This window comes from Herbaspirillum sp. GW822-FHT03A08, assembly GCF_058801885.1.
In genome coordinates, this window is record NZ_JBXANR010000003.1 from 432,771 (window position 1) to 444,925 (window position 12,155).

At 57.1% G+C, this 12,155-nt stretch carries 9 protein-coding genes and 2 tRNA genes; 6 read left to right on the forward strand and 5 right to left on the reverse strand.

Features of this window, described 5'->3' with window-relative positions:
* Positions 1–299: 299 nt before the first annotated feature.
* Positions 300–376: transfer RNA gene (locus AC1RN6_RS11155), tRNA-Pro, on the forward strand.
* A gap of 85 nt (positions 377–461) precedes the next feature.
* Positions 462–538 (forward strand) — tRNA-Arg (locus tag AC1RN6_RS11160).
* Between the two features lie 111 nt (positions 539–649).
* Here AC1RN6_RS11160 and AC1RN6_RS11165 read toward each other — a convergent pair.
* The 4 genes from AC1RN6_RS11165 to prfB all read right to left on the reverse strand — a co-directional run bounded on the left by AC1RN6_RS11165 (position 650) and on the right by prfB (position 5,523).
* Positions 650–1,576 carry an amino acid ABC transporter substrate-binding protein gene (locus AC1RN6_RS11165; RefSeq protein WP_493005298.1) on the reverse strand — a complete coding sequence of 309 codons (927 nt, stop codon included), beginning with the start codon at positions 1,574–1,576 and terminating at the stop codon, positions 650–652.
* Between the two features lie 316 nt (positions 1,577–1,892).
* Positions 1,893–2,525 carry an outer membrane lipoprotein gene (locus tag AC1RN6_RS11170; RefSeq protein ID WP_493005300.1) on the reverse strand — a complete coding sequence of 211 codons (633 nt, stop codon included), beginning with the start codon at positions 2,523–2,525 and terminating at the stop codon, positions 1,893–1,895.
* A 233-nt stretch (positions 2,526–2,758) separates the two neighbouring features.
* The gene (gene lysS / locus AC1RN6_RS11175) at positions 2,759–4,315 is read right to left on the reverse strand and encodes a lysine--tRNA ligase (RefSeq protein WP_493005302.1); all 1,557 of its coding nucleotides are present in this window, start codon (positions 4,313–4,315) and stop codon (positions 2,759–2,761) included.
* 103 nt (positions 4,316–4,418) lie between these two features.
* A protein-coding gene (gene prfB / locus AC1RN6_RS11180) for a peptide chain release factor 2 (protein WP_493005303.1) occupies positions 4,419–5,523 on the reverse strand; the annotation gives its coding sequence in 2 pieces (ribosomal slippage) (positions 4,419–5,441 and positions 5,443–5,523; 1,104 coding nt in all).
* 158 nt (positions 5,524–5,681) lie between these two features.
* Here prfB and AC1RN6_RS11185 point away from each other — a divergent pair.
* The 4 genes from AC1RN6_RS11185 to AC1RN6_RS11200 all read left to right on the forward strand — a co-directional run bounded on the left by AC1RN6_RS11185 (position 5,682) and on the right by AC1RN6_RS11200 (position 11,084).
* The gene (locus tag AC1RN6_RS11185) at positions 5,682–7,613 is read left to right on the forward strand and encodes a PhoX family protein (RefSeq protein WP_493005304.1); all 1,932 of its coding nucleotides are present in this window, start codon (positions 5,682–5,684) and stop codon (positions 7,611–7,613) included.
* A gap of 292 nt (positions 7,614–7,905) precedes the next feature.
* Positions 7,906–8,655 (forward strand): hypothetical protein, encoded by a 750-nt coding sequence (locus AC1RN6_RS11190; protein WP_493005305.1) that lies wholly within the window; start codon positions 7,906–7,908, stop codon positions 8,653–8,655.
* 123 nt (positions 8,656–8,778) lie between these two features.
* Positions 8,779–9,954 carry an acyl-CoA dehydrogenase family protein gene (locus AC1RN6_RS11195; RefSeq protein WP_493005306.1) on the forward strand — a complete coding sequence of 392 codons (1,176 nt, stop codon included), beginning with the start codon at positions 8,779–8,781 and terminating at the stop codon, positions 9,952–9,954.
* A gap of 122 nt (positions 9,955–10,076) precedes the next feature.
* Positions 10,077–11,084, forward strand: a complete 1,008-nt coding sequence (locus tag AC1RN6_RS11200; protein ID WP_493005307.1) for a GlxA family transcriptional regulator — start codon at positions 10,077–10,079, stop codon at positions 11,082–11,084.
* Between the two features lie 90 nt (positions 11,085–11,174).
* On the opposite strand, the gene AC1RN6_RS11205 is transcribed toward AC1RN6_RS11200, so the two are convergent.
* Positions 11,175–11,981 carry a transporter substrate-binding domain-containing protein gene (locus tag AC1RN6_RS11205; protein WP_493005309.1) on the reverse strand — a complete coding sequence of 269 codons (807 nt, stop codon included), beginning with the start codon at positions 11,979–11,981 and terminating at the stop codon, positions 11,175–11,177.
* Between the last annotated feature and the right edge of the window lie 174 nt (positions 11,982–12,155).

A 12,155-nucleotide genomic window follows, 5' to 3' on the forward strand; every position in this document is an offset into this window, starting at 1 on the left:
GAAATTCGCGCAGCAAAAAATGCAGGAAGTTGCGGGGGTCGAAATCGAACAATGATTATTGATCGCATGCATGTACTTATCTTCGATCAGGAAAGCGAAACAAGGTGTAACCAAACTGCAAGGAGTGTTTCAGCTTTCAAACGTAGATGGAGATTGAGATTGCGCGGGATGAGGAATGTCGGAGATGTCTGACGGACAAACAAGTGAGGGGCTTGTGCAGAGAAAAAAGTAAAATATTTGAAGAAAAATGTGAAGAAGGTGTTGACCGAATACCCCTATCGGGATATTATCTCGCTTCTCGGAGTGTAGCGCAGCCCGGTAGCGCACCTGGTTTGGGACCAGGGGGTCCAAGGTTCGAATCCTTGTACTCCGACCACACATAAACGGGCTGTCGAAAGACAGCCCGTTTTCATTTCCGAAGACGATTTCAAGTAGTGTATTTTTACCTGGATCCTCTTGATCTGCCCTTAGCTCAACCGGATAGAGCAACGGCCTTCTAAGCCGTAGGTTAGGGGTTCGATTCCCTTAGGGCAGGCCACTTCACTTCTTCTAAATAATTTCCGGTTTTTATTCAATTCGACGCGTCCTGCGATTCGATTCTGTTTCTTCCTTTTATTTGTCCGGTGGCTGATTTTGTCAGCAACGCAGTTCAATTCGTAATCTTGTCCGTGGGATAGCGGAGCGAATCGCGCAGCATGTAACTCATCGGTATGTTCAGCGATTTGCGATCGGGCCCGATTGGTTGCATGAACCAGTGGTTATAAAGTTTGACGATTTCTCCACTGGCGACAAGTTTGGCCATCTGTTTGTCCACCATTTTCTTGAATGCGGGGTCATCTTTGCGAAGCATGATGGCATAAGGTTCGACGGAAAGCGCCGTCCCCGCAATAGCTAGTTTATCGGGTTTTTCAGCACTGGAGCGCGCTGCATATAGCAGAACTTCGTCCATGATGAACGCATCGGCCAGGCCGCGTTCCAGCATTTTTATGCAATCCAGATCAGACTCGAGTTCAGTGACGGCCAGATCAAGGGCTGCGATGTTGCTGTTCTTACTGATGACGTCGGTCATCGCGGTTCCCTTGGTTGTGACGACGCGTTTATTGCGCAGGTCACTCCAATTCTTGATACCTGAATTTGTGCGTACCAGCATGCGGACGCTCGTGAAAAAATGCGGAATGGTAAAAGAAACTTTCTTGCGCCGTTCGGCATTGTTGGTGCTGACGCTGCATTCAAGATCAGCGCGATTGTAGAGCAGGGCGGTGAAGCGCGTCCTGGTATTGACCGGCACAAATTGAATTTTGAGATTTGGAAGTCGCATTTCCTGTTTAATGCCCTGAACGATCTTCAGGCAAATATCGATGGAGTAGCCGCTGACTTCGCCATCAGGCTCGATTTGGACGAATGGAGACAAGTTGTCGATCATCCCCATGAATGCCACGTTCACGGTTCGATTGTCCTGGATTTTTTTGAGCGTTTCACTTGCGCCGGCAGGAACGGAAAGTGCGCCGACCGACAACAACCATGGAAGGATTTTGAGGCCAAATGAGGAACAGGGGATTGGAGTCTGACTGCGCATTTCAAAGACCATTTATTGACGAGATTGCCAATTGATCTTAGGGGGCGCATGTAAAATATTCAAGCCATGTGATGCTGATCGTGTCCCGAGTACAAAAACAAGTCTGATGATTAGAACTACTTCGAGACCAATGAGTTGTTTGTTTGCATCAATAGGCGCCGTTCGGTGCCCTTCCGCGACAGATGGCTGCAAAAATTGTTATCTGGGGTGAAGAAGCTTAGCGATAAACATCAAATAAAAAGCCGTGTCACTTTAAGTGAGCACGGCTTTGATCTGTATTGCTCTTTATATGGCGCTGCAGTTTTCCCTGCAGTTATTAACCGCGACCGGTCAGATGGCCATTGACGACACGGACCTGATCGCCGACGCGCCAGCCTTCACCCGATTGCGGGAACGAGCGGACGCTGCCGTTTTCCATACGCACGTCAACGACGTAGGTGGTTGTAGTGCGAGTGCGTTTTTCAACTTCGTTACCTGCGTAACCGCCTGCGCCAGCACCGGCGACTGTTGCGAGGGTGCGGCCGTTGCCGTTACCGATCTGATTGCCCAGAACTCCGCCTAGCACTGCGCCGGCAACAATGCCGACACCGCTGGCCTTTGGTGTGTGTTGAACGGCACGCACGGCCTGGACTTCGCCGCAGCTGGAGCAGCGTGCAACTGGCGCCGGGGCCGGTGTGCCGTAGCCGCTGCTTTGTTGCGGTTGTGCTGCATAGTTTGGTTTCGGTGCAGATTGTGGAATAGGTTGCGCATTATTTTGCGCTTGCTGCATTGCCTGTTGTGACTGCGGCGCTGCCGTGTCCAGCATGGCTTGTTGCGGCGCATTGTTGCTGTTCGATGTCGGAAGCAGGCCGGTAATGGCAGCGACGCCAACCAGACTGACCAAAGTGATGGCCACTGCTGCAGTGGCGACTAAGGGGTGAATGCGGCTGGGTGATTTGACGACTTCCATGATGGCCTCTTTATATTGGTGTTGTGATGTTGGTATGAGGCGATTATGGGGGGCAAAGTTCAGTGAAGAAATGCGGATAGTGTGTCAGTTGTAAAAACTTGTAAGGCGTTTGTAAGACAAAAGGAAACAGCCCGTAGGAACACGTGAAGTGCGCCTACGGGCTGCTGATCTGGCTGCTGATTTCTTGCCTGAATGCCCAGAAACATCTGCTTTCTGGGCGTCCCTTTTGGTGTTTAGTCTTCGCGGCGCAGGTGAGGGAAGAGGATCACGTCACGGATGTTCGGGGAGTCAGTGATCAACATCATCAGGCGATCGATGCCGATGCCGCAACCGCCGGCCGGCGGCATGCCGTATTCAAGTGCACGGATGTAATCGGCATCGTAATACATGGCTTCTTCATCGCCCGCATCCTTCGCGGCGACTTGCGCCTGGAAGCGTGCGGCCTGGTCTTCGGCGTCATTCAGCTCGGAGAAGCCGTTCGCGATTTCGCGGCCGGTGATGAACAGTTCAAAGCGTTCGGTGATGCCCGCAACGGTATCGGATGCACGCGCCAGCGGCGACACTTCGACCGGGTAGTCGATGATGTAGGTCGGTTCCCACAATTGCGATTCTGCGGTTTCTTCAAACAGCGCCAGTTGCAGCGCGCCGATGCCGGCTTTTGCCAATGGCGCCTGATCGGTCTTGACGCCGAACTTCTTCAGCGCAGTGCGCAGGAAGTCGATGTCGTTCAGTTGTTCGTCGGTGTATTCGGGTGCGTACTTCTTGATCGCGCCGGTGATGGTCAGGCGCTGGAACGGCTTGGCCAGATCCAGTTCACGGCCCTGATAGGTCAGCGTGGCGGTGCCGTGCGCATCGATCGCAGCCTGGCGGATCACTTGTTCGGTAAAAGTCATCAGCCATTGGTAATCGACATAGGCCGCATAGAATTCCATCATCGTGAATTCAGGATTGTGACGCGGCGAAACACCTTCGTTGCGGAAGTTGCGGTTGACTTCAAACACGCGGTTAAAGCCGCCGACCACCAAGCGCTTCAGGTACAGCTCAGGCGCGATACGCAGGAACATCTGCATGTCCAGCGCATTGTGATGCGTGATGAAAGGCTTGGCCGCTGCGCCGCCGGGGATGGTGTGCAGCATTGGCGTTTCGACTTCCATGAAGTCGTTCTTTTCCATGAAGCGGCGGATCGATGACATCGCAGCGGTACGCGCCTTGAAGGTGCGGCGTGTTTCCTCGCTCATGATCAGGTCGACGTAGCGCTGGCGGTATTTGGTCTCCTGGTCCGACAGGCCGTGGAACTTGTCCGGCAGCGGGCGCAGCGACTTGGTGATCAGGCGCAGGCCGGTTACCTTGACCGACAACTCGCCGGTCTTGGTCCTGAACAGCGTGCCTTCGGCACCGAGGATATCGCCCAGGTCGTAATGCTTGAAGGCGCCGTGCGCTTCCGGGCCGGTGACGTCGTTGGTGATGTAGAGCTGCATGCGGCCGTCGGCGCGCGGACCGGATGAGTCTTGCAGTGTCGCGAACGAGGCCTTGCCCATCACGCGTTTCAACATCATGCGGCCGGCGATCGAGACTTTGACCGGATTGGCTTCCAGCGCTTCGTTATCCAGCTCCCCATATTGCGCGTGCAATTCGGCGGCCTTGTGTTCAGGACGGAAATCGTTGGGGAAGGCGACGCCTTGCTCGCGGATCGCATTCAGCTTGGAGCGGCGCTCGGCGATGATGGTGTTTTCATCTACTGGCGGCTGTTGTTGCGCTGGCTGAGCGGCGTTATCGTTTTGTGTGGTCATGATGTCGAGAATTCGTTAATAAGCGTGGGTGCTGGAGGCGCTAAAAAGCCGGCTTCGATGATTGCATCCGGCGGCCATGTATGGACGCCGGATGCTACCGGAATCAGACGCCCTGTTTCAGCGAGGCGGCAATGAAACCGTCCAGATCGCCATCCAGCACTGCCTTGGTGTTGCCCATTTCAAAGTTGGTGCGCAAGTCCTTGATGCGCGACTGGTCCAGCACATAAGAGCGGATCTGGTGGCCCCAGCCGACGTCGGTCTTGGAGTCTTCCAGTTTTTGTTGTTCGCTCATGCGCTTGCGCAGTTCCAGTTCGAACAGTTTGGCGCGCAGCATGTCCCACGCTTCGGCGCGGTTGCGGTGCTGGCTGCGATCGTTCTGGCATTGCACGACGATGCCGCTGGGGCCGTGGGTCAGGCGTACCGCGGAATCGGTTTTATTGATGTGCTGACCACCGGCGCCGGAAGCGCGATAGGTATCCACGCGCACGTCGGCCGGATTGATGTCGATCTCGAAGGATTCATCCACTTCCGGATAGACGAACAAGCTCGAAAACGAAGTGTGGCGACCGTTGGCGGAGTCGAACGGCGACTTGCGCACGAGGCGGTGCACGCCGGTTTCAGTGCGCAGGAAGCCGTAGGCGTATTCGCCCTCAACCTTGATGGTTGCAGTCTTGATGCCGGCAACTTCGCCGTCGGACTGTTCCATGATTTCAGCCTTGAAGCCTTTGCGCTCGCAGTAGCGCAGATACTGGCGCAGCAGCATGGACGCCCAGTCTTGGGCTTCGGTGCCGCCGGCGCCGGCCTGGATGTCGATGAAGCAGTTGTTCGGATCCATCGGGTTGCTGAACATGCGGCGGAATTCCATGCCCTCGACCAGACCCTTCAGGGTTTCTGCATCGGCTTCGATGGCGATCAGCGTGTCTTCGTCTTTTTCCTCGCGCGCCATGGCGAACAGGTCGCGCGTGTCGCTCAGGTCGCCGTCAATCTTGATCAGCGTGTGGACGATGTTTTCCAGCGATTTTTTTTCTTTGCCGAGATCTTGCGCGCGCTTGGGGTCGTTCCAGACTTCCGGATCTTCCAATTCGCCGTTGACCTGGTCGAGTTTCTCTGACTTCACATCGAAGTCAAAGATACCTCCGTAATTCAGCTGCACGCACCGCGAGGTCGTCCAGCAGGGATTGGAGGGAATTGAGGCGTTCTGCTTCCATGATTATGTCTTTTGCAAACCAAACCTCGCATTATACAAGACTGGAAGGGCTATTCCTCTGTCACAAAGCGGTCATGTTGGTCGATTAGCATCACGCGATTGCTGTCAGGTATCTGTCAGCTTGAATTGTCAGCTCGTTATCTCAAAGGAAAAATCGCCATGAAACTCGCCAGAATTGCCTCTGAAGTCCAGCCAAAACGTCGCGATTTGCTCAAGGCCTTCGCCAGCGCGCCGCTGTTGCCATTGGCGCTGACCGCCTCCGGCCTGCTGGCAGGTTGCGCCACAGCATCCAATCGCAGTGGTTTCGCCTCGGCCACCTTCAGCAGCATGCCGGCGCCCTCGCTGGCGAATCCGGCGGCAATGGCGGCCACGACCGTGCAATCGAGCCTGGACGTGGTGTTCAACAGTGGGGCCAAGCAAAGCTATCAACTGGCTTATCAGCCGTTTTTCATGACCGGCGATATGGTGCCGGACGGCAAGGGCGGCAAGATGCTGGCCGGTGGTTACTACGACATCAACAATCAGCCGATCATCGATCGCTCGGTGCCCGGCAGAGAGCGTCACTTTTTCTCGGATTGTCCCGACGGCTCGTCTTTGCTGACAATGAAGGGGGCGCAAGTCGCCGGCGTTAAGGGTAATGCCGTGTTCGCCGTGGTCCAGTTCGAATACACCACGCGCGACCAGAAGCAGGCCGCCATGTACGGCCAGTTGCCGTCGCCGATTGCCGTGCTGACGCTGGATCAGGATCCGCAGACCGGCAAATTGTCGCTCGTTAAATATCACAACGTCGACACCTCGTCGGTCAATGGCCTGTGGATCACCTGCGGCGCCAGCCTGTCGCCGTGGAATACTCATCTGTCGAGCGAAGAGTACGAACCGGACGCTGCGGCCATTGCCAGCAACGTCCAGTTCCAGGCTTTCAGCAAGAACCTGTTCGGCGATGCCGCCAAAGCCAATCCTTACCACTACGGCCATCTGCCGGAAATCACCGTCCACGCCGACGGTAGCGGCAGCGTGGTCAAGCATTTCTGCCTCGGCCGCATTTCTCACGAACTGGTGCAAGTCATGCCGGATCGCCGCACGGTGCTGATGGGCGACGACGCCACCAACGGCGGATTGTTCATGTTCATCGCCGACCGTGAAGCGGACCTGTCGGCCGGCACGCTCTACGTCGCAAAATGGACACAGACTTCCGGTGTCGGCCCAGGTGCAGGTACGCTCAACTGGGTCAAGCTGGGCCACGCCAGCAGCGCAGAGATCAAAGCCCTGGCCGACAAGCTCAAGGTCGCCGACATCATGGACGTCAAGACCAGCGACCCGCAGGATGCTTCTTATACCAAGATCCCGTTCAACGGTAAAACCAACTGGGTCAAGCTCAAGCCAGGCATGGAGCAAGCCGCCGCTTTCCTCGAAACCCATCGCTATGCTGCGCTCAAAGGCGGCAGCCTCGGCTTCACCAAGATGGAAGGCACCACCGTCAACGCCAGAGACAAGATCGCCTACTCGGCCATGTCTTATGTGCAGACCTCGATGCTAGATGGTTCCGGCGGCATCAAGGTGCAAGGCCCGAAGGCCGGTGCCGTGTATGCGCTGAACATGAAGGGCGGCCAGAACGACCTGTCCGGTAGCGCCATCGACAGCGCCTGGGTGCCGGTCGACATGGCGCCGCCGGCAGCTCTGATCGGCGAGGACCTGAAGCAGCCCGACGCGCTGGGCAATCTGGCGCACGCGGACAGGATCGCCAATCCGGACAACATCAAGTTCTCGGAAAAGCTGCGCACGCTCTTCATCGGCGAAGACAGCGGCATGCACGTCAATAACTTCCTGTGGGCCTACAACGTCGACAGCAAGCAGCTCTCGCGCATCCTGTCCTGTCCGGCAGGGGCCGAATCGACCGGCCTGCACGCCGTCGACGAAATCAACGGCTGGACCTACGTCATGAGCAATTTTCAGCATGCCGGCGATTGGGAAAAACCGCTGCACGATAAGGTCAAGGATGCATTGGATCCGTTGGTGCGCGCCAACTACAAAGACCGCTTCGGCGCCACGGTCGGCTATCTGACCGGGATGCAATTGCCGGCGCAGGCCTGATCAGGCCGGTTGATTGAGCGAAGAAAGAGAGGCTGCGGCCTCTCTTTTTTACGTCCGTTTTTGCGTCCGTTTGCAGGGACAGCGGCAGATTTCCAAAAAAGTCAGCGAATTCTCAGCATGTCGTTATATGCTGGCGGACATTATCCGGCGAGAGTAAACATTTGCTTATGAGGCACAAGCGTTGCTCCGGCCGGCATGTCGATGGATGTTGCTTTCTGGAGTGCTGATCGCCACGGAGACAATCGCGGTCGAACTCCTTTCAGCATCCGATAGTCATAGCGGGATGCAAAAAATGAGACCAACCGCCGCCGCGCGCTCGTCCGTATTGTCCGTCGTTACGCTGATGGCTGCATTGGCGGCCATGTTAGCCGCCTGTTCTTCGGCGCCTACCAACCATGGCGAAGTCAAAGGCGCCTCCGCCAGCTCGCGAGAAATGGGACAGTCCGACGCCAACCGCATGGCGACATTGGCCATGCGCGACAACCTTGAGAGCCTCTATCTGCTGATGGACAAGCTCTACCGCCGCAATCCTGCCGAGTGGAAGAAGTCCGGCGCCAGCCGCGAAGAAGTCGTCAAACGCGTGCGCGAGGCCGTCGAAAAGCGCCAGACCTGGGTCGATCTGCAGGGCAAGCACGACATCGCCGCCATGTCGCTGGCCCTGTCGCCAGATTTCAAGGGGGATCGCGTGGCTGCGTTCATCTACGCCACGGCCGACATGATCATCACGGCCCATGGCGGCAAGATCGAATTCTTCCTCATCGACGGTCTCGACGCCCAATATCTCTACAATGCCGCGCGCAATATCGAAATCGCCGTCTGGATGCTCTCCAATCGCCGCAACACCGCCGGCCAGCCTTTGCTGCTGTCCGACGAGATCAATGCAACTGAGCGCAACCTCAGTTTTGAGCGCGAGTTCGGCAAGATAGTCGGCCGACTGGATCTGCTGGCGGAGTTCGTTACTGAAAAATACCGCCGTGCCGGCATCAGCTACGTGCAAAACCTGCTGGGCGGATCGTTTCTGCAGTTTCTGCCGGTGCGCTGATCCGGGCTGATCGGCTGGAGATCGGCGAACATCCGGCGCATATCGTTATGCGAAAAAATTTGTTTCGTATTTGACGCCCAGCCTCGACACTTCCGCTCACTGAAATTTGCCGAAAGCTTCGCCATGACCCATTGGACCCTGGACATCATTCACGCCGCCTTGCCGGCCATCGAAGAAGAGCTGGCGCGCACCGCCGCCGAGCGCGACAGGGCAGGCGGTCACGCAGCTGAACAAAAGGAGCTGCTGCGCCAGAACGGTTTGCTGCTGCTGGTGGTGCCGAAAGAATACGGCGGTATCGGCGCGTCGTGGAGCGAGACTTTCGCCATTGTGCGCCGCATCGCCCGCGTCGACAGCGCGATGGCGCATCTGCTGGCATTCCAGACCTTGCAATTGTCGGGCGTGCTGTCTTACGGCTCTGATGAACAGCGGGCGCTTTATCTGAGCGAAACGGTCGCCCTGAATCACTGGTGGGGCAATTCCGCCAATCCCGCCGACCCGCGTCTGACCGCCGCTGAGCAGGATGGTGGTCTGGTCCTGCAGGGCGTTAAAGGATTCTGTTCCGGCACGCTTGGCTCGCATCGCCTGCTGACCACTGCCTTGCACCAGCCCAGCGGAAAGATACTGATCGCCGTACTCCCGACTGCACGCAAAGGCATCTCCATCCATGATGACTGGGATCCGATCGGGCAACGCCAGACCGACAGTACTTCCGTCAGTTACGAGCAGGTGCGCCTGGAGTGGAGCGAGGTACTGTTCCGGCCCGACGGCGTATCAACGCCTTTCCTCTCGCTGCGTGGCGTGGTGGCGCAATTGATTCTGGTTAATCTTTATCTCGGCATGGCCGAAGGCGCATTCGAACAGGCGCGTGACTACACGCTCAATCAGGGGCGGCCATGGTTTGCCGCCGGCGTACAGCGCGCGGCGGACGATCCTTATGTGATTCATCGCTATGCCGAAATGCATCTGCAGATTCGCGCCGCCCGCGCGTTAGCCGATGAGGCCGGTGTGGAGCTGGACAAAGTGTGGCGCATCGGTCCGCAACTCGTCGCCGAACAGCGCGGCAGGGCGGCGCTGGCAGTTGCCGAAGCCAAGGTGCTCGCGCATCGCGCGGCGTTGGCGGTGGGGCAAGACGTGTTCGACGTTTGCGGCGCGCGCGCCACCAAGGCAAGCTTGGGATTGGACCGCTTCTGGCGCAACGCCCGCACGCATACCTTGCATGACCCCATCGACTACAAGCTGCGTGATGTCGGCCGCTACGCGCTTGAGCATCTGTTGCCGGAACCTACGCTGTACTCCTGATCCGCATAGAAATTGATTTTATGTGATGGCTGAATTTGTCCGGTCTTTGTCCTCGGCAGGCGTGGCTGGAGAGATGCACATGCGATACCATGGTTTCCTACGTCTCACCGGCAGAGGGAATCATGGAACAGACAGCAACTCGGGGCGCCACCATCCCGGTTTATTTCTTGCTGCGAGAATCAGCGCTCACGCTTGACCTGATCGGTCCGGCGGAAGTATTGCGCTACGCCAACCGCTTCGCCGAGAAATCCGATTGCCCACCATACTTCGATCTGCGTTTCATCAGCGCCCATCGTGAAGTGGCGACCTCGGTGGGTCTGACATTGACCGGCATCGAGCCCTTGCCGGACGGCTTGCCCGACAACGCCATGCTGGTCCTCAGCGGCTGTATCGACAAGGACGACGACTTCAGCAATCACGCCGATCAGGCCGCCGTACGCTGGTTACAACAGCACTACCGGCCGTATCACCGGCTGGTCTGTATCTGCACCGGTGCTTTGCTGGCGGCGTACGCGGGTTTGCTGGTTAAGCGCAAATGCACTACCCACCATAGCCATATCAACGAATTGCGCGGTTTTGCACCGCAGGCGGATGTGCTGGAAAACCGCATCTTCGTGGAAGACGGCCCTGTCTACACCAGCGCCGGGGTGACCACCGGTATTGACCTCGCTCTGCATATCGTCGCCCAGATTGCCGGCCACGCTTGCAGCGCATCGGTGGCGCGGTCATTGGTGGTCTACCTGCGCCGTACCGGCAGCGATCCGCAATTGTCGCCCTGGCTGACGGCGCGCAATCACTTGCACCCGGCGGTGCATCGCGTACAGAACGCCGTGATCAAGGATCCCGCACAAGACTGGAGCGTGGCGCAATTGGCCGACATCGCCTGCACCAGCGAACGCCATCTGACGCGTTTGTTTCGCGAACACACCGGCGACAGCCTGATTGACTACATCCATCGTATTCGCATTGCACTGGCGCGCGACCTGCTGGCGCAATCGCCGCTGGACATCGAGCGTGTCGCTGAAAAATCCGGATTCCATTCCGGTCGCCAGTTGCGGCGCGTGTGGAAGAAGTTTGAAACGCATTCACCGTCGGCACATCGGGAATTGGCCGGAGTACATGCCAGCTAGCAGGGGAGTTGGCGGGAAAGAATGCATTCCGGTGATCGCTGCATGACGATCACCGGATAGGATTGCGATTTCAAAAAAGAGACGTAAGCCTTATTCGTAAGCACTAGCGAGCTTGTCCGGCAGCGGCACATTAAGCCACTTCTTGACCAGTGCGTTGAGCTCGCCGGACTTCTTCGCCTTGGTCAGGATGTCGTTGACCTTGGCTTGCAAAGCCGGTTCACTCTTGTTCAGCCCGACCACGCAGCGTGATTCCTGGATGACGTACTTGAAGACCGGTTTGTGCGCCGGATCTTTTTCACCCAAGGTGATCGCCACGAAGTCGCCGGTGCCGATCAGCTTGACCTGGCCGGATACATAGGCCGAGATCAGCGTATTGTTGTCTTCATAGCGCTTGATGGTGGCGCTTGCCGGCACAGAAGCGGTCAGCTGAATATCTTCAAACGTGCCGCGCGCTACGCCCACGACCTGCGAGGCCAGATCGGCAGGGCCGCTGACCTTGATGTCGGCGGCGCCGAAAACGCTATTGTTGAAAGGCGCATACGGCTGCGAAAAGTCCAGTACCTTGTCGCGTTCCGCATTGCGTCCCAGCGTTGAAATCACCAGATCGACCTTGTGCGTCTGCAGATAGGGAATGCGGTTGGCACTGGCGACCGGAACCAGTTCCACTTTCACGCCCATGCCCTTGGCGATGAGCTTGGAGACATCAATATCCAGGCCTTGCAGCTGCATCTCGGAATTGACGGAACCGTAAGGTTGAAAGTCCTGAGGGACCGCAATGCGAATGGTCCCGGATTTGGTGATGTCAGTCAGCGCATCGGCGTTGGCGTTGGATGCGGCGAATGCAGCGATCATCAGTGTGGTAACAGAACAGCGCGCCAGGAATTTCGCAAATTTCATTTTCTCTCCCAATTAAACGTGTCGACTTGTATTGCGTATGCAGCGGATGGAGCAGGACGCACTCGTACGGACGTGCACGGATCGAACAAAGAATCGAACAAAGTAACGGAAGACGCAAACAGCGGAGGGCGCGTCAGGCTTCATGCTGATTGCGTCGGCAGCCTGAATAGTCTC